General features: G+C 67.7%; 20 protein-coding genes. 13 read left to right on the top strand and 7 right to left on the bottom strand.

The window, feature by feature from the left end; all coding sequences use genetic code 11:
* Window positions 1–16 precede the first annotated feature (16 nt).
* A complete protein-coding gene (locus F1D05_RS14090; RefSeq protein WP_246486682.1) occupies window positions 17–703 on the top strand; it encodes a DUF2293 domain-containing protein in 687 nt (228 codons plus the stop codon).
* Here the strand turns inward: F1D05_RS14090 and F1D05_RS14095 are convergent.
* Complete coding sequence (locus tag F1D05_RS14095) at window positions 700–1,518, bottom strand: helix-turn-helix domain-containing protein (RefSeq protein ID WP_185448117.1); 819 nt, start codon at window positions 1,516–1,518, stop codon at window positions 700–702. The genes F1D05_RS14090 and F1D05_RS14095 overlap by 4 nt on opposite strands.
* A gap of 122 nt (window positions 1,519–1,640) precedes the next feature.
* Between F1D05_RS14095 and F1D05_RS14100 the strand changes: the two genes are divergently transcribed.
* The gene (locus tag F1D05_RS14100; RefSeq protein ID WP_185448118.1) at window positions 1,641–2,474 is read left to right on the top strand and encodes a phytanoyl-CoA dioxygenase family protein; all 834 of its coding nucleotides are present in this window, start codon (window positions 1,641–1,643) and stop codon (window positions 2,472–2,474) included.
* Window positions 2,475–2,770: 296 nt separating this feature from the next.
* Entirely contained in the window at window positions 2,771–3,895 is a 1,125-nt protein-coding gene (gene serC, locus F1D05_RS14105) for a phosphoserine transaminase (protein ID WP_185448119.1), read from the top strand.
* Between the two features lie 260 nt (window positions 3,896–4,155).
* Here the strand turns inward: serC and F1D05_RS14110 are convergent, their stop codons facing one another.
* The 3 genes from F1D05_RS14110 to F1D05_RS14120 all read right to left on the bottom strand — a co-directional run bounded on the left by F1D05_RS14110 (window position 4,156) and on the right by F1D05_RS14120 (window position 6,992).
* A complete protein-coding gene (locus F1D05_RS14110; protein ID WP_246486683.1) occupies window positions 4,156–5,235 on the bottom strand; it encodes an esterase-like activity of phytase family protein in 1,080 nt (359 codons plus the stop codon).
* Window positions 5,236–5,258: 23 nt separating this feature from the next.
* Window positions 5,259–6,509, bottom strand: a complete 1,251-nt coding sequence (locus tag F1D05_RS14115) for a class I SAM-dependent methyltransferase (RefSeq protein ID WP_185448120.1) — start codon at window positions 6,507–6,509, stop codon at window positions 5,259–5,261.
* A gap of 117 nt (window positions 6,510–6,626) precedes the next feature.
* Entirely contained in the window at window positions 6,627–6,992 is a 366-nt protein-coding gene (locus F1D05_RS14120; protein ID WP_185448121.1) for a hypothetical protein, read from the bottom strand.
* Window positions 6,993–7,262: 270 nt separating this feature from the next.
* Between F1D05_RS14120 and F1D05_RS42975 the strand changes: the two genes are divergently transcribed.
* From F1D05_RS42975 to F1D05_RS14135, 3 genes are read left to right on the top strand one after another with little or no spacing between them, the layout of a single operon-like run.
* On the top strand, window positions 7,263–7,595 hold the full coding sequence (locus F1D05_RS42975) for a helix-turn-helix domain-containing protein (protein WP_428995029.1): 333 nt from the start codon (window positions 7,263–7,265) through the stop codon (window positions 7,593–7,595).
* A complete protein-coding gene (locus tag F1D05_RS14130; RefSeq protein WP_185448123.1) occupies window positions 7,546–7,773 on the top strand; it encodes a hypothetical protein in 228 nt (75 codons plus the stop codon). The genes F1D05_RS42975 and F1D05_RS14130 overlap by 50 nt, the downstream gene beginning before the upstream one ends.
* Complete coding sequence (locus F1D05_RS14135) at window positions 7,770–9,140, top strand: MFS transporter (RefSeq protein ID WP_185448124.1); 1,371 nt, start codon at window positions 7,770–7,772, stop codon at window positions 9,138–9,140. Before F1D05_RS14130 ends, F1D05_RS14135 begins: the two co-directional genes overlap by 4 nt.
* Here the strand turns inward: F1D05_RS14135 and F1D05_RS14140 are convergent.
* Window positions 9,064–10,176, bottom strand: coding sequence for a hypothetical protein (locus F1D05_RS14140; protein ID WP_246486684.1), 1,113 nt, complete (start codon window positions 10,174–10,176; stop codon window positions 9,064–9,066). The two genes, F1D05_RS14135 and F1D05_RS14140, sit on opposite strands and share 77 nt — an antisense overlap.
* Window positions 10,177–10,499: 323 nt before the next feature.
* On the opposite strand from F1D05_RS14140, the gene F1D05_RS14145 reads away from it, so the two are divergent.
* The 3 genes from F1D05_RS14145 to F1D05_RS14150 are packed head-to-tail and all read left to right on the top strand — an operon-like array spanning window position 10,500 to window position 14,024.
* Window positions 10,500–11,867 (top strand): ABC transporter transmembrane domain-containing protein, encoded by a 1,368-nt coding sequence (locus F1D05_RS14145; RefSeq protein WP_206686209.1) that lies wholly within the window; start codon window positions 10,500–10,502, stop codon window positions 11,865–11,867.
* On the top strand, window positions 11,753–12,256 hold the full coding sequence (locus tag F1D05_RS38840) for an ATP-binding cassette domain-containing protein (RefSeq protein ID WP_206686210.1): 504 nt from the start codon (window positions 11,753–11,755) through the stop codon (window positions 12,254–12,256). Before F1D05_RS14145 ends, F1D05_RS38840 begins: the two co-directional genes overlap by 115 nt.
* Window positions 12,249–14,024: an ABC transporter ATP-binding protein gene (locus F1D05_RS14150; protein WP_185448125.1), complete on the top strand. Its 1,776-nt coding sequence runs from the start codon at window positions 12,249–12,251 to the stop codon at window positions 14,022–14,024. Before F1D05_RS38840 ends, F1D05_RS14150 begins: the two co-directional genes overlap by 8 nt.
* Before the next feature lie 103 nt (window positions 14,025–14,127).
* Here the strand turns inward: F1D05_RS14150 and F1D05_RS14155 are convergent, their stop codons facing one another.
* Complete coding sequence (locus tag F1D05_RS14155) at window positions 14,128–15,840, bottom strand: acyltransferase (protein WP_185448126.1); 1,713 nt, start codon at window positions 15,838–15,840, stop codon at window positions 14,128–14,130.
* 97 nt (window positions 15,841–15,937) lie between these two features.
* Between F1D05_RS14155 and F1D05_RS14160 the strand changes: the two genes are divergently transcribed.
* From F1D05_RS14160 to F1D05_RS14175, 4 genes are all read left to right on the top strand, one after another.
* On the top strand, window positions 15,938–17,023 hold the full coding sequence (locus F1D05_RS14160; protein ID WP_185448127.1) for a LacI family DNA-binding transcriptional regulator: 1,086 nt from the start codon (window positions 15,938–15,940) through the stop codon (window positions 17,021–17,023).
* Window positions 17,024–17,399: 376 nt separating this feature from the next.
* Window positions 17,400–18,722: an ABC transporter substrate-binding protein gene (locus F1D05_RS14165; protein WP_185448128.1), complete on the top strand. Its 1,323-nt coding sequence runs from the start codon at window positions 17,400–17,402 to the stop codon at window positions 18,720–18,722.
* Between the two features lie 83 nt (window positions 18,723–18,805).
* The gene (locus F1D05_RS14170; RefSeq protein WP_185448129.1) at window positions 18,806–19,789 is read left to right on the top strand and encodes a carbohydrate ABC transporter permease; all 984 of its coding nucleotides are present in this window, start codon (window positions 18,806–18,808) and stop codon (window positions 19,787–19,789) included.
* Entirely contained in the window at window positions 19,782–20,621 is an 840-nt protein-coding gene (locus F1D05_RS14175; protein ID WP_185448130.1) for a carbohydrate ABC transporter permease, read from the top strand. Before F1D05_RS14170 ends, F1D05_RS14175 begins: the two co-directional genes overlap by 8 nt.
* Before the next feature lie 6 nt (window positions 20,622–20,627).
* On the opposite strand, the gene F1D05_RS14180 is transcribed toward F1D05_RS14175, so the two are convergent.
* Complete coding sequence (locus F1D05_RS14180) at window positions 20,628–21,356, bottom strand: hypothetical protein (protein ID WP_185448131.1); 729 nt, start codon at window positions 21,354–21,356, stop codon at window positions 20,628–20,630.
* Between the last annotated feature and the right edge of the window lies 1 nt (window position 21,357).

Here is a 21,357-nt window from a genome sequence, read left to right on the forward strand (position 1 = left end):
ACGTAAGGTCGGTGCCGTGAGTCCAGCAGCAAAGGTGAAGCCTGACGATCTGTTGGTCATCTCGCCGCTCAAGGAATTCTCCTGTGCGGACTGCGGGACGACCGACGCCGACCTGATGCGGTTGGAGGACGACGCGCCGCATTGCCTGGCCTGCATGGATCTCGACCACCTGGTCTTCCTCCCGTCCGGCAACACCGCACTCACGCGGCGGGCGCGCAAGGAGAGCACGCTGTCGGCGATCGTGGTGCGCTGGAGCCGCGCGCGGAAACGGTACGAACGGCAGGGCGTGCTGGTCGAGCAACCCGCGCTCGAGCTAGCCGAAGCACAGTGCCTCGCCGACTCCGACGTACGGGCGCGGCAGCGGGAACGTGCCCGGGAGAAGCGGGCCGACGAGGACGTCGAGTTTCAGCAGCGGATGACGGCGGAGATCTCGCGGCTCTTCCCTGCTTGCCCGCCCGAGCGGGCCCAGGCGATCGCGAACCATGCCGGTACCCGGAGCAGCGGCCGGGTCGGCAGATCGGCAGCCGGCCGTGCCCTGGAGGAGAACGCGATCACGCTCGCCGTGGTCGCATCGATCCGCCACGAGAACACGCCGTACGACGAACTCCTGATGGCCGGCGTGGCCCGCTCCGCCGCCCGAGACCAGATCCGCGAACAACTCGACCAGGCCCTCAGCAGTTGGCGCGAGAGGCCGTCGGACTAGTTGGCGGGGCGGGGTTTGGCGGTGCTTGGGGAGTGGCCGGTGCGTTGCTTGTACTGGCGGCTGAAGTAGGGCGCGTCCGCGTAACCGAGGGCGGCCGCGACCTGGGTGACCGTCATCCCTGTCTCCGTCAGGAGTTGATGGGCGCGGTCGATCCTCGCCTTGATCAGGTACTGCGCCGGCGCCATGCCGTTCTGGGCCACGAACCTGCGGGTGAACTGGGCCCGGGACAGCGATGCCCTCGCGGCCATCTCCTTGACACTCCAGTCGCGCCCTGGATCCTGCCGGATCAGCTGGGCGACCTCCTCGATCACGGTGTCGGTCACGCTCGCCGGCGTACCGTGCGCCGCCTCCCAGATCAGGCAGAGCAACTGCTCCAGACAGAGCTCGGCCTGACGCTCCCCTAGCCGATCACCCCGCCTGAACGCGGCATCCGAACTCCTCGCCAACGCACCGAGCAACACCCGATCCCGCACTCCACTCCACCGCTCCTCCGGTACTACGTCCGCCGGGTCCTCCTCCGACCGCAGCTCGCCGACGGTGAAGTGCATGCCGAAGACCAGCAACCGCCTTCGTGGGTCGTGGTTCGCGGTCGGTGCGTCGCCTGGGGCGAAGACTGCGCACGTACCCGGACCTAGGTCTGTCGCCCGGTTGTCGAGTTCCAATCGGCCGATGCCGTCCAGGACGCACCAGAGCAGGTAGTTCGGCAGCGGGCGGGATACCCAGGACCAGCTCGGCTCGCATCGCCAGAACGTGGGCGGGGACAGCAACTGCAGGTCCAGCGGCTGTCCGGTGGAGAGAGCTGGCTGATGCGTCAAAACCTCAAGTCCTTGCGTCGAACTTCCGTGGCTCGCGGATCGCTGGTCTCGGAAAATTACCTTGTCAGGTTCTCAGTATGCGCCGCCGAACGACCAGCGGGGATCGAGCACGGGAGATGTGGATGAGCGTTTCATTCAAGGACGAGTTCGACCGTTCGGGGTACACGCTGGCGCGCGGGCTGTTCGGTGTGGACGAGGTCGAGCAACTCCGGGAGCACTACATGGCGCTGCGGGGACGTGGGTCGTACCCGGGCGACACGGTCGGAGTACGGGCGAACAGCCGCGATCCGCTGCGCCGGTATCCGCGGATGGCGCAGATGCACCGCTGGGACGAGGCCTCTCTGCGGTGGATGATCGACAGCCGGCTGGACGCGGTGATGACCGCGATTCTCGGCAGCTCGCCCTACGCGGTACAGACGATGATCTACTTCAAGCCGCCGGGGTCGCGTGGTCAGGCGATGCACCAGGACAACTTCTATCTGAAGGCTGAGCCCGGTACTTGTGTGGCGGCCTGGATGGCGCTCGACCAGGTGGACCAGGCGAACGGCTGCCTGGAAGTGGTGCCCGGCAGCCATCGGTGGCCGATCCTGTGTACCGAGAAGGCTGATACCAAGGTGAGCTTCACCGATGTCACCGTGCCGCTGCCGGACGCGGCGGCCGCGGTACCGATCGAGATGGAGCCGGGTGACGTGCTGTTCTTCCACGGTGCTCTGGTGCACGGGAGCGCGCCGAACGTCACCAGCGATCGTTTCCGGCGAGCGCTGATCGGCCACTACATCCAGGGCGAGGCGGAGCAGGTCGCCGAGTACTACCACCCGGCGCTGCGGATGGACGGCAGCCCGCTCGACCTCGGGGTAGCCGAAGGCGGCGGCGCCTGCGGCGAGTGGGTGACAACCGACACCGGCCAGGTGGCGGTCCTCACCGGCCAAGAAGCCCTCACCCGCAAACACGAGTAGGAGGCGGGGTGGTCCGGGATGCGAGGGTGGTCCGGGAGGCGGGGGGTGGTCCGCGAGGCGGGGTGGTCCGGGAGGCGGGGGGTGGTCCGCGAGGCGGGGTGGTCCGGGAGGCGGGGGGTGGTCCGCGAGGCGGGGTGGTCCGGGAGGCGGGGGTTGGTCCGCGAGGCGGGGGGTCTGCGAGGCGGGGTGGTCCGGGATGCGGGGGTGTTACGGGGGTGTGTCGGAGGTGTGGAACACTGGAGATCGCTGACAGCGTCGTCGGCAAGCATTCAGCCAGACGACGAAGGGAACCGCTGGTGACCAGCGACATTCAGATCCCCGCAGAGCTCAAGCCTCTCGACGGCCGGTTCGGTGCCGGTCCCTCCAAGGTTCGCCCGGAGGCCGTCGCGGCCTTGGCGACCGAGGGCATCAAGCTGCTCGGCACGTCGCACCGGCAGGCGCCGGTGAAGAATCTTGTTGGTCGCGTCCAGCAGGGCGTCGCCGATCTGTTCAACCTGCCCGACGGCTACCAGGTCGTGCTCGGCAACGGTGGGTCGACCGCGTTCTGGGACATCGCGACGTTCGCGCTGATCCGGGAGAAGAGCCAGCACCTGAGCTTCGGCGAGTTCTCCTCCAAGTTCGCCAAGGCCTCGCAACTCGCCCCGCACCTGGGCGAGCCGAGCGTGATCAAGTCCGACCCGGGCACACGGCCGGTCGCGGTCGCCGAGGCCGGCGTGGACCTGTACGCCTGGCCGCACAACGAGACCTCCACCGGCGTGATGGCTCCGGTCAAGCGGGTCGCGGGTGCCGACGAGGGCGCGCTGGTCGCGATCGACGCCACCTCGGGTGCGGGCGGCCTGCCGGTCGACCTGAACGAGGTCGACGTCTACTACTTCGCACCGCAGAAATGTTTCGCCGCCGACGGTGGTCTGTGGATCGCGATCATGTCGCCGGCGGCGCTGGCGCGGGTCGAGGAGATCACCGCGTCCGGTCGATGGATCCCGGCGTTCCTGGACCTGGCGACCGCGATCGACAACTCCAGCAAGAACCAGACCTACAACACGCCGTCGCTGGCCACGCTGTTCCTGATGGCCGAGCAGACCGACTGGATCAACGGCAACGGCGGTCTGGACTGGAGCGTCGCGCGCACCACCGACTCCAGCAACCGCCTCTACAACTGGGCCGAGAAGTCGGACTACGCGACCCCGTACGTCACCGACGCCGACGCCCGGTCGCTCGTCATCGGCACGATCGACCTGGACGACTCCATCGACGCCGCCGCGGTCGCCAAGGTGCTGCGCGCGAACGGCATCGTCGACACCGAGCCCTACCGCAAGCTCGGCCGCAACCAGCTCCGTGTCGCGATGTTCCCGGCCGTGGACCCCGACGACGTCGAGAAGCTCACCCAAGCCATCGACTACACAGTCGAGAAGCTCCGCTGACGGTTCTAAACCTCAACAGCCGTTCGTCCTCCCGGGCGAACGGCTGTTGCTTTTCACAACACACGCAGGGCGCGGAGGCGCAGGGCGCCAAGTGCGCAAGCGGGGGTCGCAGGGACGCATGCGGTTGCGAATGCAGGGCGCGCGGCGAGCGTGAAGGCGTTGGTGCTGCGGCCGGGAGTTAGGCGGCCGGTGTGAAGGCGTTGATGCTGCGGCCGGGAGTTAGCCGGCCGGTGTGAAGGCGTTGGTGCTGCGGCCGGGGGTCAGGCGGCGGGGGTGCGGCGGCGGGGGTGTTCGTTGGGTGGGGCCTGGCCGGTCAGGCGGGCGTTCTCGGCCATTCGGTCCAGGCGTTCGCGGCGGCCTGGGGGGAAGGTGATGATGGTGATGACGAAGGCGAAGAGGGCCGCGCCGATGATGATCCAGCGGAGGTTGTGGCTCTTCTTGGTGTCGCCGCTGTCGGCGGCCGCGTTCTTCGGGGTGGGGGTCGCGCTCGGGCTGGTCGTGCCCGCCTTGGCGGCCGGTACCGCCATCTCGTAGACGGCCGAGCCCTTGCCCTCGCTGCCGACGAGGATCGAGTTGCCTTCGTTCGAGGCGACGGCGACCGATTCACCCTGCGCGAGCGGCGTGCCGGCGCGGCCGACGACCTTGGGCGCCTCGCCCCAGGCGACTCGGGCGACGTCCACGTAGCTGCGCAGGACCACTACCTGCCCATCGGGCATGAAGGTGCCGTCGGTGACGCCGGCGGGGCCCTCGGCGATCTTGGTCAGCTCGTTCGTGCCTTCCCGCGACGCCGTCTCGGGCGCGGCATAGATACCGCCCAGTCCCTTCGCGACCTTGGTGACGAAGAACAGTTGCCGGCTCTGCGGGTTGATCAGCAGCGTTTCCGCGTCGTGCGCGCCGTCGGGGTACTTGAAGTCGAACCGATGGAACTTCACGCTCGTCGCGTCCGCGAGCTTGTCCGGCTCCGGGATCGTGTACACCTCGATCATGTCCCGGTCGGCCTTGTTGTCGCCGATGTCCGCGATGTAGATCGTGCCGTCCTTGTCGACCGCGACCGCCTCGACGTCCTTGACCGGGGCCTTGAAGCTGAGCACCGCCTTGAGCTTGCCGGTGTTGTTGATGCCGAACACCCGGGCGGTGTCGCCGGAGTCGTTCACCGTCCACCAGAGGTCTTCGTACTTCTGGCTCTTCGCCAGACCCGACGACTCGTCGATCCGCGCGTCGCGGATCGTGAACAGCTTCGTCGGACTGGGCGGCGGATCGGCCTGCGGGAGCGTAATCGCCGTGGCCGAACCGGCGGGCACCGCGGCCCCTGCCAGGCTGAGCAGGGTCACGGCGGTCACGGTCAGGGCGTTTCGCAGCAAGCTCAGAACACCGCCTCGCGGTTGGGATCCAGGACCAGCTCCGCCAGCCGTGGCTTGAGCTGCCACTCACCGACCAGCGCCTCGTACTCCGCGCGGACCTCTGGGCCTGCCGGAGCGCCCGTCCGGGCAGCCCGCAGCAGCAGATTGCGCGGCGTGTGTTCACTGTCCACGAACTGCACCACCTCTACCCGGTAACCGACTTGTCGCAACACGGCTGCTCGCAGCGTATCCGTCAGCACATCCGCGAACCGCTCACGAACGATGCCATACCTGGTGAGAGGTCCGTAAGGCGCCGGTGGTTCGACGCTCTTGAGCTGCTTTTGGATGTCGTGGTGGCAGCAAGGTGCCGCGAGCACCAGCGGAGCCTCCCAGCCGACCGCCCGGGCCAGCGCGTCGTCGGTGGCCGTGTCGCACGCGTGGAGGGCCAGCACGACGTCCGGCGGGCTGTCCAGCTCGGCGTCCGCGATCGTCGCGTCGACGAACCGCAGGTGGTCCTGCCAGCCCAGCGCCGCAACCCGCTTGGTGTTCCGCGACCGGGCTGCCGGAGTGCGATCGATACCAGTCATCCGGACGTCGTGGCCGGCCACGGTGAGCAGGTGGTAGGCCGCGAGCGTGAGGTACGCGTTCCCGCAACCGAGGTCGACCACCTGGAGCGGCCGACCGGACGGGATCCGCCCGGCGGCCAGCGCCTCGTCCACCGCCGGCGCCAGCAGCTTGCAGAACTCGTCGATCTGCTTGTACTTCGACTGCCGCGACGGCTTGACCCGGCCGAGGTGGTCGCTGATACCGAGCTCGATCAGGAAGGGCGCAGCCGGATCAAGGGCGCGCTGCTTGACCCGGTCGTGCCCGGTCTTCTGCTCGTGGCTCTCGTCCTGCCGGTGCAGCAGCGACTTGCCCTTCTTGGTGTAGCGCAACCGCAGCGTCTCGCCGGTCGTCTCGACGTGCCAGTTCCCGTACGGCGCCGAGAGCAGGCCGTCCACGGACTCGGCCGCCGGCTCCCCGGCCGTCGCGTTCCGGGTGTGCGCCTGGCGCTCGTCGTACTCGGTGATCTGCAGGTGCCGGACCCCCTTGAGGTCCACATACCGCAGCTCGACCCGCTGGTACTGCGGCGCGTCCGCGCCCCGGCGCCGACCCGATCCGATCGCGCGGACCAGCGTCTCGGGCGCCAGCAGCGCCCCACGGATCGCTTCGCGTGGTCCGGACTCGTCGTCCGGCTCCCCGATGGGGCCGCCCGGACCCGACTCTGCCTGCATCGCGCCATTGTCGCTGACCGCTCCAACGGATCACAAAACGGTATCGCCGACCGGCGTCAAGGACCCGCGCCGCGACGGCCCGCAGAACACCTCGCGGACCTCGTCGGGCCGGCCTGGTCATCGGAGTTTCTCGTCGTCGCTCAACAGGCCGAGGGTGCGCATCCGGACCTCGATCCCGCCCGGCTGCCGGCCGAGCTCCTTGACCAGCACGTCCTTGCCCATCCCGCCCTCGTGCAGCTCCTTCAGGCGGTCCTCCTCCTCCGGACTCCAGCTCCGGTACGCGTTCGGGAAGGTCTTCCGGGCCTCCTCGATCCGGCGGCCCATCGACCGCGAGGCCAGCATCTCCAGCGACCGGATCCGCATCTGCCGGTGCCGGCCGACCTCCTCCCCCTCCCGCCAGAACACCACCACGCCCTCGTCGAACGTCATCAGGTCGGCTGGGACGTCGCAGTAGTCCTCGTCCTCCAGCATCACCCGCACCATGTCTGACTCCTTCTCGCCGGCGGCCGACCGGCCCGGGTGGCCGAGTCAATTCCCGCTCACTGAAGAAGATGCCGCGAACGCCCCCACTCCCAGCCGTGACTTCAGACCCTGTGGACAACTCGACTCAATCGCAAAACTGGTTTGCAAAAACTCTTTGCAAACCAGTTTTGCAGTTCTAGACTCACCATCATGAGCAACGACGACAAGCCGGTCGGCCCCGACAAGACCGTGCACCTGGACGCCCAGCTGCTGCGGACCCTCGCCCACCCGATGCGCAACCGGATGCTCGGCCTGCTCCGGGTCCACGGCCCGGCCACCGCGACCACACTCGCCGAGCGCCTGGGTGTGAACACGGGAGCGACCAGCTACCACCTGCGCCAGCTGGCCGAGGGCCGGTCTGGTCATCGAGGACGACAGCCGCGGCAACGCCCGGGACCGCTGGTGGAAATCCGCACATCAGGGCACGGAGTTCGACACGAGCCATCTGCTCGACGAGGAGCCGGAGCTCACCCTCGGCTTCCTGCACGGGATCGGCCAGGTCTACGCCGAGAACATGTTCCAGGCCATCGACAGCCTGCAGACCCTGACGCCGGAGTGGCGTGAGGCGAGCTTGATCTCCGACTACTTCTTTCACCTCTCCGCCGCCGAGACGCACCAGATGGTGCAAGAGGTGCTGGCCGTGCTGGAGAAGTACCGCACCGAAGACCTGACCGCACCGGTCCCCGAGGGCGCCAAGCAGGTCACCGTCCAGATCCAGGCCTACCCCAGGGAGTCTCGATGAGCACGGTCACCGCCCAGCCGCCCCCGGCGGAAGAGCAGACGGCCACCAGCAGCACGCCGCACAAAGCGCCGTTGATCGCCTTCCTGGTCGCGAACGTGGTGTCGCTGTGCGGCACCCGGGTGAGCGCCATCGCGATCCCCTGGTTCGTCCTGGTCACCACCGGCTCACCGATGAAGACCGGACTGGTCGCGTTCGCCGAGATGACTCCGCTGGTGCTCTGCAAGGCCTTCGGCGGCCCACTGATCGACCGGATCGGCGGCCGCCGGATCAGCATCAGCGCCGACATCGCCAGCGCCGCGGTAGTCGCACTGATCCCTCTGCTGCACACCCTGCACCTGCTCTCCTTCCCGATGCTGCTCGGGCTCGTAGCCGTGGCAGGCGCGCTGCGTGGTCCCGGTGACGCGGCCAAGGGCACGCTGGTGCCCGACATCGCCGCCGCTGCCAAGGTGCCGCTGGAGCGCGTGACCGGACTGGAGAGCAGCACCGAACGCCTGGCGGGATTCATCGCCTACGGCGTGGCCGGTGGGCTCATCACGCTGGTCGGCACGGTCAACGCACTCTGGGTGGACGCCGTCTCCTTCGCAGTCTGCGCGGCTCTGATCCGGATCTGGGTGCCGAGGCTCACTATCGAAGCAAGTAAGAGCAGCGAGTCGGAAGAGCAGGCGACGTACTTCGAGCAGTTGCGGGAAGGCTGGCAGTTCCTTCGCCGGGACAAGCTGATGATGCCGCTGGTCCTGATGATCGCGGTGACCAATCTGCTCGACGCTGCGATCGGTGCGGTGCTGCTACCGGTCTGGATCAAGGAGCACGGCTTCGGTCCCGGTCACACCAGCATGATCCTGCTCTCGTTCGGCATCACCGCGACCTTGTTCGCCCTGCTGGCCTCCGCGATCGGCGACAAGCTCCCGCGGAAGGTGGTGTTCACGGTCGCCTTCCTGATCTGTGGTGCGCCCCGGTTCGTCCTGCTGGCGTTCGATGCCCCGGTCTGGTCGGTGATGGCGGTCTACGCCATCGGTGGTATCGGCGCCGGCTTCATCAACCCGGTGCTGGGCGCACTCTTCCTGGAGCGGATCCCGCGGCCCATGCTCGGCCGGGTCAGCTCACTGACCAACGCCATCGCCTGGACCGGAGTACCGCTCGGTGGGATCGCGGCCGGTGCGGCGATCGCAGGGATCGGTCTGGTCCCCGCCCTGCTCACGGCAGGCTGCTTGTACTTCGTGGCCACCACGGCGCCGGTCCTCATCGGCCGCACCGAGAACTGGGGCGGCCGACGCTCCAAAGCACAGCGAGCTAAGCAGGATCTCCCGGGTCTTCGGGGAACGGCGGAGCCGCAGGATCTGGTGGCAGTCCCCGCATCTTCGGCCTAGCCGGTACGGCGATCGCCTGCCGGAGCCGGTCGCGTTCGGCACCGAGCAACCCCAGCAGTACGAGGTCCAGCGTCATCCCGCCGACGGCCGCGAACTGTGTCCCGGCGAACTGGAACACCTGAGTCACCAGCAGCGACACCAGCACGGCAAGCTCGAACAGCCGTACTGCGCGCACCCGGTCCCCACGGCGAAACCGCAAGGCGCCCCGAGCGGTGAAGGTTGCCGACAGCAAGCTCCCGGCGGCTACCCCGAGGACCGGAAAGTCCGTCAGCAGCCGCCCGTCGTCGAACCGGATCCCTGCCGCGATAGCCGGCGCACCGATCGCCTGCACCACCAGTACCGCGATCGCCACCCGCGGTGCGTAGGGATGCGTCGCGAGCCGGACGAATCCGCGCTGCAAGGCCTGCCAGGCAGCGTCCACCGGCGCGGCGAGCTCTACCTCGTCAGGAGGGCAGGCTGCCAGCAGTGCCCGGGTCTCCGGCCAACCCTGGAGGCTGGCATCCACCAGGCCGAGCTGTTCCGTCGCCTGCGCGGTACGGCGCTTGGACAACCCGCCGGACACTCCCTCGACGGCATGGTCGATCACATTCGCCAACTGCTCCTTCGGGTCGATCGGCCGCCGGTTGGTGACGTACCTGGACCCGAGCACAATCAGTACGAACATGACGTACACGATCGCCGCGGTCGGTTGGTAGAAGTAGTTGTTGTCCGAGGTGACGAACTTGCCGACCTCGTCGATGAACAGACCGAAACCGACACCGCCGACCAGGGCGGCAGCCGGCCGCACCACCGGTCCGACGTACGAGAGCAGCAGGAAGATCGCCAGCAGCATCAGCAGGCCGCCGGGCAGCACGTGCGCGATGTGCAGGCCCTTGCCGCCGATCTGCGGGTAGCCACTGAGTCCCAGGATCAACCGGGTGATCAGCACCGTCGAGACACCGGCCACGACGAAGGTGGTCAGGTGCTCCGCGGTCCGTACGTTGCGGACCAGACCCGCTCGCATCAGGTACACCGACCGCGCGCTCGTCAGGCTCATGCCGCAGAACGTTAGCGGGCCGGGAGCCGAGCGGTCACCGCACGAGGGCCGTAATCACCACAATGGCGAGTAGCGCCAGCAGTACGACAGAGGTGACGAGCCGTCGAGTCCGGGGGTCCACTGGCTCAGGCTAGGCCATGGCTGCCGATCCCCTGCAGCCGCGAGGGACCAGGAGCCGACCACCGAGACGTCCCCGGTCGAGCCCAGCAGGCCGGTCAGGGGCCGGCACCATCCCAGCTTTCTGGGGTGATTCCAGTTCGGACCGCCTGACCGGATACGGTCGGCGCATGGCCAGCGACGGTGCACGGCAGCGGACGTGACGGATGGCTGCCATTCGCCAGTGGCTGGACAGGACAACCCAGACGTGGATCCCGCCGAAGCCCGGTGATCTGACCAGCTCGCTTCGCTTCCTCTTCTGGCTCGCTCGATCGCAGCCACGGCGGATCGCGACAGGTGCGATGTTCGGCAGTTGCTGGATGGTCGGCTTGACGGTGCCGCCCTGGGTGCTGTCCCGGGCGGTCGATGAGGGACTGGTCGCCGGCGAAACCGCCGCCCTCGTCAGGTGGGCTCTGGTACTGCTCGTGGTCAGCGTGCTGACCGCATTGCTGGCGATCGGGCGGCATCGCACGATGACCAAGGTCCGGATGGACGCATCGTTTCGCTCGGTCCGGGCAACGGTGTGGCACACGTCCCGCCTGGGCGCCTCTCTGTCGCGTCGCGTGAGCGCCGGAGAGGTGGTGACCGTCGGCATCGGCGACGTACACATCGTCGCGCAGGCATTGACAGTCATGGGTCCCGGCGTCGGCGCGGTGGTGGCGTACGGCGTCGTCGCGGTCGCGCTGTTCACGATCTCGCCGTTGCTGGCCGTGATGGTCCTCGTCGGAGTTCCGCTGCTCGCTGTCGCGGTGGGCCCGTTCCTGCAGCGGATCGAGCGCACCGGCGGCGAGTACCGCGTGCACCAGGGGCAGCTGACGACGCGCCTGGTCGATGTCCTGGCCGGGCTACGAGTGCTCAACGGCCTCGGCGGGAAGGGGGTCGTCGCCGAGCGGTACGGACAGCAGTCGCAGGGACTGGTCAGTCGTGGCTACCGGGTCGCCGGGCCATCGAGCTGGGTCGGCGCACTGTCCAGCGGGCTGCCGGCTCTGTTCCTGGCATCCGTGGTGTGGCTGTCTGCGCGAATGGCCGCGACCGGCGCCATCACCATCGGAGACGTCGTTGCCGTCTACGGCTATGTCGCCGTGCTGGTCGTGCCGGTGTCGGCCTTCATCGAGAGCGGTGGTGACATCGCTCGTGCGCGGGTGGCCGGTCAACGAATCATCGATCTGCTCAACCTGCCGGTGACGCACGACAACGACCGCGACCCGGCGATCGTCCCCACTGACGGTGGCCCGTTGGCCGACCCGGAATCGGGCGTCGCGATCCGGCCAGGACGTCTCACCGCGCTGGTCGCCGCGCGTCCGGCGGAAGCAGTCGCGGTGATCGAGAGGCTGGGTCAGCTGAGCACCGATCCCGAGAACGGTGCGACCTGGGCCGGCGTACGGATCGATGAGGTTGCCGCGACGAGTTCAGGCGCCGGTTGGTTGTCGCCGACAACTACGCCGAGGTGTTCGCCGGCTCGGTCCGCGACATCGTCGCGGGACGCCTTGAACCCGGCGACGACCGAATCCGCGCCGCCCTCCACACCGCAGTAGCCGAAGACGTCGTACAAGCATTGCCCGGCGGTCTGGACGCGTCGATCGCGGCCGGCGGGAGTGACCTTTCCGGTGGCCAACGGCAACGAATCCAACTTGCCCGCGCCGTCTATGCCGCACCCGAGGTCCTGCTCGCCGTCGAACCGACCTCCGCGGTCGACGCCAACACCGAAGCGGCCATGATCGACCGGCTCCGCGAAACCAGGCGCGGCTCGACCACGGTGATCACCACGACGTCACCGCTCGTACTGGACCGCGCCGACGAAGTCATCGTCCTCGTCGATGGTCGCGTGTCATCGGTCGGGACACATGACGAACTCCTCCGCAGCGATCGCCGCTATCGAGACCTGGTGTCCCGTGCGCAGGGCGATCAGGAGGACCATGAGTAGGCAGCTGCCGATCGCAGGCACAGCTGAAGTCCGTGCTGCAGCGCTCCGCGACTTGCGTGCGGACCGAGGCGCCGTGGTCGCGATCATCCTTGTCAACGCGCTTGCCTCCGCAGCGGGGCTGGTAGGTCCGTGGCTGCTCGGTCGAATCATCGACACGATCCAAGCCGGCACCGGTGACGTGCTCAGCAAGGTGGATCGGCTCGCGTTCGGCGCGCTGGTGTTCACGATCGTGCAGACAACCTTGACCTGGTGGGCGCTGAAGATCGGCTACCGGTTCGGTGAACGCACAGCAGCACGTGTTCGGGAACGATTCCTGAAGCGCACTCTGGCACTACCACCACGAGTCGCAGACCAACTGCCCACCGGCGACCTGATCGCCCGCGGAAGCACCGACGCAGCTGTGGTGGCTCTGACGTTGCGGTCGGCCGTACCCGAGGTACTCGTTGCCCTCGTCCACGCTCTGTTCCTCATCGTCGCCGTTGTCGTCCTGGATCCATTGCTCGGACTTTGCGGGCTCGCCTGCCTGATCGGCGTCGCAGCAGCCGTGCGCTGGTACCTAAAACGCGCCAGGCCGGCCTATCTGGCGGTAGCGGCGTCCGGAGCAGAACTGGCCGACGTCGTCGCCAGCACTGCCAAAGGCGCCCGGACGATCGAACTGCTCGGGTTGGAAGACCGCCGGGAGCAGGCCACCGAAGCCGCCATCAGTCAAGCCCGGTCCGCCCGCCTAGGGGCACTGTGGCTGCGAACTGTGCTGTTCCCGTGGGCGGACGTGTCGCTAGGACTGCCAGTGGTGGGAGTCCTCCTGGTCGGCGGCGCCCTGCACGCCAATGGTCTGGTCAGCATCGGTTTGGTGGTGACGGCGACGGTGTACCTTCGCCAGCTCGTCGGCCCGCTCGACATCCTGATGCTCTGGATCGAACAACTACAAGGCGCCGGAGCCTCCTACGCGCGCGTCGAAGGGCTAGCTGGCATCTCCGACGAGGAACGCCAGCCGACCGCGCACATCCAGGACGTCGACGCCGATCTCGGTGACCGTATCCAGGTGAACAACGCTCGCTACAGCTACACGGACGGTCGGGACGTGCTGCACGGAATCGATCTGATCGTGCAGCCCGGAGAACGGCTGGCCATCGTCGGCACCTCCGGAGCCGGGAAGTCAACGCTCGCGCGTCTCCTCGCCGGCCTCGACCGCCCGCACACCGGGTCGGTGACCATCGGCAGCACACCAGTTGCTGACCTGCCGCCCGGCCAGCTGCGCGAACACGTCGTACTCATCACCCAAGATCACCACGTCTTCCACGACACTCTGCGCGACAATCTGCGCATCGCGAGACCGAACGCGACGGACGAGGAACTGCACGCCGCGTTGCACGCCGTCGGAGCCGAGTGGTTGGACGATCTACCACTCGGGCTGGACACCGAGCTCGGCCACGAGACCATCCTCGACGGCGCCAGTGCCCAGCAACTCTCGCTGGCCCGAGTCGTCCTCGCCGATCCGCACACCCTGATCCTGGACGAAGCCACTGCACAACTCGATCCCAGAACCGCACGGCGTACGGAGCAATCGCTAGCGGCCGTACTGCGTGGTCGCACCGTGATCGCGATCGCCCATCGCCTGCAGACCGCGCACGACGCCGACAGGATCGCGGTCATGGAAGCCGGTGAACTCGTCGAGCTCGGCACTCACAACGAACTCGTCAGCGCAGGACGCGTCTACGGCAAACTCTGGCACTCCTGGCATGCAGAGGCCGATACCCCCTCCGACTGATCGGGCCGGCTTTGTGGGTTCCGCTTGTGCAGGTTCCGGTACGCCCCGGCCTGATCGCCTCGGCTATCGATAGGAAGCCGGCCGCCGGGGTCGTCGGCAGCGGTCAGCTGGGTGGGAGGGTGTGTAGGGGCTCGGGGCGGTGGACGCCTCGGGGACGGTAGGTGAGGGCGTCCGAGTGGCCCAGGTAGTCGGAGAGCAGCCAGATGATGGCCAGCCACATCTCGGTGCCTTGCAGGCCTGGGATCGCGCGGTCGTCGGTGCCGTCGGGTGCGAAGGCGAAACCGGCGCCGTCTACCCATCTGGGGAGGATGCTTTCCAGAGTGCTTTCGGCCCACCGCTTGCCGTCTGCTCTGCCGAAGTCGGTTTGGTGGCCGGCGAGCCAGAGTGGGTGGATGACGTCGAGGATATTGCAGGCGTTGTAGGCGTTGCCGGTGAAGTGGCGTCGGTCTTGGGTGTGGGTGAGGACCGTGCGGATGGCGGCTTCGGGGTACGGCAGGGGGAGGCCGAACTGGGCGTAGGTTCCGCGGGTTAAGCGGTAGAAGCCGTTGACTACCTGGAGCCAGCCGTTGTCGGGGTCTGGTTGGCCCCAGAGTCCGGTTCGCGGGTCTGCGTGGGTTGTCAGCCAGCCGATCAGGGTGGACAGAGGGCCTGGATCGTTGTGGTCGTTGAGGTTTCGGGCGATCGCCGTACCGGCTGCGTCGATCGCGGCGCCTGCGCTCCAGGCATTTCTTGCCCAGGGCAATTGATTTAGCTGCGTCTCGAGTTGGTCGATCGAGGTGACTGCGTGGATCGGGTGCTCGAAGCGACTGTCCAGCAGTTGGAGGGCATAGCCGGCGCAGAGGATGTGGTAACTGGCTTCGCCGTGGAGGACTGAGAGTTCGCCGTCGAATGGTTGCTTCAGGCCCGTATCGGCGAGGTCGCCTGGTGCGACGAGGCCGGTTCGAGGATCCTGGCGGGCGCGGAGCCGGCGTACGAGGTCGTCGCGGGTGTGGCCGTCGGGGGTTCGGCGGAGGAGCAGATCGGAGAGCTCGATGGCGTCGCACCAGGGGCGGATCGCGCCGGGGCGGTCGAGGCCGGGGCGGTCGACGAACCGCTCGCCGTCATAGCACCGCGCAAGCAGGTCGCCCGCCTGTTCACGCGCCCGGGAAGCAAAAGCAGAAAGGTGGTCCGCGAGGTCGCGGCGGTCAGGAAAGGCGAGGGCCGCGGAGGTGGTGGGGGTGGCGGTGGAGGCCGTGGGTGTGGGGGCGGGCGAATCCCGGCGGTCTCGGATTGCGCGGGCTGGGTTGCCTACTGCTATGGACCAGTCGGGGATGTTCTTGGTGACTACCGCGCCGGCGCCGATGATGCTGTGGGAGCCGATGATGATGCCGTCCAGGACGACCACGTTCGAGCCGATCCAGACGTCGTCGCCGACGGTGATGCCGAGGGCGGTGTGGGGCTGGCGGAAGATCGGCTGGTCGGGGGCGGTGCCGTGGTTGAAGGCGATCAGGCAGGCGTGCGCGCCGATCCGGACACCGTCGCCGAGGGTGATCCGGCCGCGGACCACGGCGAACGGGTTGATGGTCGAGTCCGCGCCGATCGTGATCTCGCCGGTGACGTACGCGTGGGCGCCGATGTAGGACCGCTCCCCCATCCGCAGCCGATCGCAGAACACGGCGGCAGACCCGGCGACGAAGGCATCGGGAGCCAGCTCCGCCTCACCTGCCGCGCCGAGTAAGCGATGCCGCTCGAGTTGCCGCGCGCGGTCCTCGTCCGACGCGGTACCGGCGTACTCCCAGGGCAGGAAATCGAGGCGTTCCGGAGGTTCAGCGATCATGGGATAACGCTATCCAAGACTGCTGGCAAGCCGCACGGAACGGCCGGAAAGCGGACGGCGCTGCTAATGTCCGGGGCATGCGGGGTGGAGGCAAGAGATGACGGCACCCGGATCATCCGACGGCGAGCAGGTCGCCCTCGACGGTCCGGCGAGCAGCGGTGGACGCCGGAGTCAGCGCGTCACCATCAGCGATCTCGCCCGCCGCCTGGACATCTCGAAGGCCTCCGTCTCGTACGCGCTGAACGGCCGCTCCGGCGTCAGCGAGGAGACTCGCCAACGGGTTCTCAGCCTGGCCGAGGAGCTCGGTTTCCACCCGAACTCGGCCGCGGTCGCGCTGTCCGCGAGCCGGACCCGCACGATCGGCATCGTGATCGCCCGGGACCCGGCGCTGATCTCGACCGAGGCGTTCTACATGCGCACGCTGGTCGGCATCGAGCAGTATCTGAACGAGGTGGACTCGTCGCTGCTGCTGCGGCTGACCGGTGAGCACGGCGAAGATCTGGCCGTACTGCGGCGCTGGAGCCGGCAGGGCAGGGTGGACGGATTCATCCTGTTCGACGAACTCGACGACGACCCGCGCGTCCCGCTGCTCAAGGAGATGGGCGTCCCCTGCGTCGTGGTCAGCTCGAACGCGCCGGACGACGGCGTCGGCCGGCTGATCAGCTCACCTGAAGAGACCGTGACGCTGCTGCTGGATCACCTGACCGAGCTGGGTCACGTGGAGGTCGCGCACGTCAGCGGACCGTTCAACTTCATCCACGAGCAACTCCGGGTCCGGTTGCTGCAGGAGCAGGCGCAGCAGCGCGGTATCCGGGTGACGCATCTGGAGGGCAGCTATCGGTACGAGGACGGCGCCGAGCTGACTCGCTCACTGCTGGCCGGGAAGAAGCCGCCGACCGCGTTGATCCTCGGCAACGACCTGATGGCAGTTGCCGCGCTCCGGGTGGCGATGGATCTCGGTACTGCGGTGCCGGACAAGCTGTCGATCCTTGCTTGGGACGACTCGCCTCTGTGCGAGCTCGCCCGGCCAGGGATCACCGCGGTCGACCAGCAGACGATGGAACGCGGCCGGATGGCGGCGGACCTGCTGTTCCGGATCGCGGCAGGCGAGTCCGGCCTGCACTGGGAGACGCCCCCAGGCGTACTACGCGTCCGCGACTCGAGCGGGCCCGCCCACAGCTAAGGCGAAAGAAAAGGGAAGGAAAGCGGCGGCGTAGGGCGGGGCGGCGGGGGTCGCGGGGCGGAGCGAGGCGTGCGCACCGCCGCACCCTCACAACAGCGGACGCTTCGTTTGTTACTTAGCGCGATTGTCGGACTACTACACGCTAGCTTGGGGTTGGTACGAACCTCGCGTCCGGATGGTGGGATTGCGCGATTGTGCGCGTAGCGACCGGGAACGGGCGGATAAGCGCTTTCCGGGTGGGTACGAGATCACGGATAACTAACGAACCCGGCCCATCTGAACCGGTTCGGGTTCCCATACTTAACCGGTTAGGCCACTATGGGGCCCGACCCGCCTCCGCAGTCTGCCGGAGGCTCGATGGGACGAGGAGTCCGACGTGAGACTGCGTTCGCTTGTAGCCGCAGCTGCGGTGTCCGCCCTGGGAATCAGCCTGGCCGCTTGCGGTGGCAGTGACTCCGGCGACAGCTCGAATGGCGGTAGTAGTGGAGATCAGACGCTGACCTACTGGGCCAGCAACCAGGGCACCAGCCTGGACAACGACAAGCAGGTGCTGACCCCGGTCCTGCAGAAGTTCACCCAGGACACCGGCATCAAGGTGAACCTGGAGGTGATCGGCTGGAACGACCTGCAGACCAGGATCCAGACCGCCACCACCTCCGGCCAGGGCCCCGATGTGCTCAACATCGGCAACACCTGGGCCGCCTCGCTGCAGGCGACCGGCGCGTTCCTGCCCTTCGACAACGACGCGATGACCGCGATCGGAGGTAAGGACAAGTTCGTGCCGACGGCCCTGGCGACCGGCGGCAAGGAAGGCGAGGACCCGACCTCGGTCCCGCTCTACGGTCTCGCCTACGGCCTGTACTACAACAAGGCGATGTTCGCCGCCGCCGGACTGCAGCCGCCGAAGACCTGGGAAGAGATGGTCACCGACGCGCAGAAGCTGACCATTCCCGCGAAGAAGCAGTGGGGCATGGCGCTGGCCGCCGGCAGCTACACCGAGAACGTGCACTTCGCCTTCATCAACGCCTCGCAGAACGGCGCCGACTGGTTCGACAAGGACGGCAAGCCGACCTTCACCGGTGACGGCAACGTGCAAGGCGTGCTGCGGTACCTCGACCTGATGCAGAAGGACAAGGTCGCGAACCCGTCGAACGCGCAGTACGACAACGGCACCAAGTCGGTGAACGACTTCGCGACCAAGAAGGTCGCGATGGTGATCAACCAGAACAACGCCGACTCGTCGATCGTTGCCAACGGCATGAAGGCGGGCGAGTACGGCGTGGTGCCGTTCCCCGCACCGGCGGGTGCCGCTCAGCCGGTCGCCAGCCACGTGGCCGGGATCAACCTGTCGATCTTCAAGAACACCAAGCACAAGGACGCGGCGCTGAAGTTCGTCAAGTACATGACGGACGAGGCCACCCAGACGACGCTGGGCAAGCCGTTCTCCTCGCTGCCCGTGCTGAAGGACGCCAAGCCGGTGTTCACGACCGACGCGGCCGAGGCGGCGACGTTCTCCGACGTCTACAACACCAAGTCCAAGCCGCTGCCGCTGGTGCCAGCCGAGGACCAGTTCGAAAGCACCGTCGGTAAGGCGATGAACGGCCTGTTCGGCAAGATCGCCACCGGTGGGACGGTGACCGCCGACGATGTGAAGGCGGCACTGAAGTCGGCCCAGGACCAGGTGGCCGCCAGTAGCTGACACCCCCGCTGTGGCCCGGGCGAGACCGCCCGGGCCACAGGAGGTTGTCAGCCGCAGGCCATCCACAGACAGGAGGCGAGCGGATGTCCGTCGCCACAGAACAGGTCCCCGCCGAGGCCGTGCCCGGCGTCCGGGCGGCCAAGAAACGCGGCCCGGACCATCGCCCCGGGCTGAGCCGGAAACTCCCCTACCTGCTGCTTGCCCCAGCGGTACTGCTCGAACTGCTGATCCACATCATCCCGATGCTGGTCGGCATCTGGATGAGCTTCGTGAAGCTGACGAAGTTCTTCATCGCCAACTGGTCGGCGGCCCCGTGGGCGGGCCTGAACAACTACCGGGTCGCGGTCGACATCCACAACAGCGTCGGCGAAGGCCTGCTGAAGTCGTTCGGCGTCACCGTCGCCTTCTCGCTCATCACCGTGATCCTGTCCTGGTGCCTCGGGATGGCCGCCGCGGTCGCGCTGCAGCCGCCGTTCAAGGGCCGCAGCGCGATCCGGACCCTGTTCCTGGTGCCGTACGCGCTCCCGGCGTACGCCGGAATCCTGACCTGGAACTTCATGCTCCAGCGCGACACCGGCGCGGTGAACCACGTCCTGGTCGACAACCTCGGCCTGATGTCCGACCGCCCGTTCTGGCTGCTCGGCGGCAACGCGCTCACGTCGCTGATCACGGTGGCGCTGTGGAGGTTGTGGCCGTTCGCCTTCCTGACCTTGATGGCCGGTCTGCAGAGCATCCCGCGGGACGTCTACGAGGCGGCTTCGGTGGACGGCGCCGGGTCGGTGCGGCAGTGGCGGAACATCACGCTGCCGTCGTTGCGGCCGGTCAACCTGGTCCTCGTGCTCGTCCTCTTCCTGTGGACGTTCAGCGACTTCAACACGCCGTACGTGCTGTTCGGTACGGCGCAACCGCCGGCGGGCGACCTGATCACCTTCCACATCTACAACGCGTCGTTCCTGACCTGGAACTTCGGCTCCGGTGCGGCGATGTCCGTGCTGCTGCTGATCTTCCTGATGATCGTGACCGGCGCCTATCTCATCGTCACCGGACGGAGGTCCCGCCGTGCGTGAGACCAGAGGATTCAAGGTCTACCGGGCCGTCGTACTGGCCGTGCTCGGACTGTTCGTCCTGGTGCCGCTCTACGTGATGGTGACTTCGTCGCTGAAGCCGCTGCGCGACGTCCAGGGCGCGTTCACCTGGTGGCCGTCGAACCTGACGCTCGACCCGTTCGTGGACATGTGGAAGACCGTGCCGCTGGCACGCTACTTCGTGAACAGCACGATCGTCTCGGTGGTCGCCACGGTCTGCTCGGTGGCGATCGCGATCCTGGCGGCGTTCGCTGTCTCGCGGTTCCGCTTCCGCGGCCGGACGGTGTTCACCACCACCGTGTTGTCGACCCAGATGTTCCCCGGCGTGCTGTTCCTGCTGCCGTTGTTCCTGATCTTCGTGAACATCAACAACTCGACCGGGCTGCAACTGGTCGGCACCCGGCTCGGGCTGATCATCACCTACCTGACCTTCAGCCTGCCGTTCTCGATCTGGATGCTCGCCGGGTACTTCGACAGCATCCCGCGCGACCTGGACGAGGCCGCGTTGGTGGACGGCTGCGGGCCGATGGGCGCACTTGTCCGCGTCGTACTGCCTGCTGCCCGGCCCGGCGTGATCGCGGTGGCGATCTACTCGTTCATGACGGCCTGGGGAGAAGTGCTCTTCGCGTCGGTGATGACGACGGAGTCCAACCGGACCCTGTCGGTCGGCCTGCGCCAGTACTCGACGCAGACGAACATCTACTGGAACCAGATCATGGCCGCGGCGCTGATCGTCAGCATCCCGGTGGTGATCGGCTTCCTGCTCGCTCAGCGCCACTTCGTCGCCGGTGTGACAGCAGGCGCCGTGAAGTAGCCGCGATCAGCGCGGCGGGATGGCCGTGGCGCTGTCGACCGTGAAGCTGACAGTCCACTTGCTGACGAGTTGCCCGGACGTGCCCGCGCTGACCCTGGTCGGTGGGTCGCACCAGACCTTGTAGCCACCGATCATGGTCGGGCCGTCCGGGCACTTGTTCAGGTGTCGGTTCAGCCAGGTCCGGACGGCCCCTTGAGTCTTGGCCTCCCCTGGCAACAGGTTCGAGAGCAGGGTCGGGGTCGCTCGCGTCAACTGGCCGATCACCCGTTCGCGTCCCGCGTCGTTGTTGCCGGCCGCCTGGCTGACGGTCGTCACGCTCAGGGTGGCCAACTGGTCGAGATCGGCGGATGCCGCCTGGAGGGACACCTCCGAGCCGTCGGCGCCGGAGCCGGCCCGGCAGGCGAGGTCGCCGCCGTCCTTCGCGCACTTGGCGCCCTGGACCTTGAGGGCATCGGCCACGCTGGTCACGGTGGCTCGCGGAAAGCAGTACAGCCCGCCGGCCGCCGACTCGCACGGCACAGGCCCGCCACGACCAGGCGTCGTACTGCCCGATCCGCTGCTGCCACCGCTCGGGCGCGCTGTGGGGCGCTCCGACCCGGCGAAGCTGGAGGCGTCGTCACGGTCCGTCTCGAACCGCAGGATGACGAACACCAGAACCACAGCGACCACGACGCCCGCGAAGACGCTCAGGTACAGCCCCGTCCGAGTCGGTCTGACCTGCCTGGAATCCCCCACC

The organism is Kribbella qitaiheensis, from assembly GCF_014217565.1.
GTDB lineage: Bacteria > Actinomycetota > Actinomycetes > Propionibacteriales > Kribbellaceae > Kribbella > Kribbella qitaiheensis_A.

Excerpts from the sequence above, each read along its gene's own strand:
- F1D05_RS14135 (WP_185448124.1), top strand. The coding sequence starts at position 7,770 with ATGAGCACGGTCACCGCCCAGCCGCCCCCGGCGGAAGAGCAGACGGCC.
- F1D05_RS14130 (WP_185448123.1), top strand. The coding sequence starts at position 7,546 with ATGTTCCAGGCCATCGACAGCCTGCAGACCCTGACGCCGGAGTGGCGT.
- F1D05_RS14160 (WP_185448127.1), top strand. The coding sequence starts at position 15,938 with ATGACGGCACCCGGATCATCCGACGGCGAGCAGGTCGCCCTCGACGGT.
- F1D05_RS14100 (WP_185448118.1), top strand. The coding sequence starts at position 1,641 with ATGAGCGTTTCATTCAAGGACGAGTTCGACCGTTCGGGGTACACGCTG.
- F1D05_RS14155 (WP_185448126.1), bottom strand. The coding sequence starts at position 15,840 with ATGATCGCTGAACCTCCGGAACGCCTCGATTTCCTGCCCTGGGAGTAC.
- F1D05_RS14140 (WP_246486684.1), bottom strand. The coding sequence starts at position 10,176 with ATGAGCCTGACGAGCGCGCGGTCGGTGTACCTGATGCGAGCGGGTCTG.
- F1D05_RS14145 (WP_206686209.1), top strand. The coding sequence starts at position 10,500 with ATGGCTGCCATTCGCCAGTGGCTGGACAGGACAACCCAGACGTGGATC.
- F1D05_RS42975 (WP_428995029.1), top strand. The coding sequence starts at position 7,263 with ATGCGCAACCGGATGCTCGGCCTGCTCCGGGTCCACGGCCCGGCCACC.
- F1D05_RS14170 (WP_185448129.1), top strand. The coding sequence starts at position 18,806 with ATGTCCGTCGCCACAGAACAGGTCCCCGCCGAGGCCGTGCCCGGCGTC.
- F1D05_RS14150 (WP_185448125.1), top strand. The coding sequence starts at position 12,249 with ATGAGTAGGCAGCTGCCGATCGCAGGCACAGCTGAAGTCCGTGCTGCA.
- F1D05_RS14115 (WP_185448120.1), bottom strand. The coding sequence starts at position 6,509 with ATGCAGGCAGAGTCGGGTCCGGGCGGCCCCATCGGGGAGCCGGACGAC.
- F1D05_RS14120 (WP_185448121.1), bottom strand. The coding sequence starts at position 6,992 with ATGGTGCGGGTGATGCTGGAGGACGAGGACTACTGCGACGTCCCAGCC.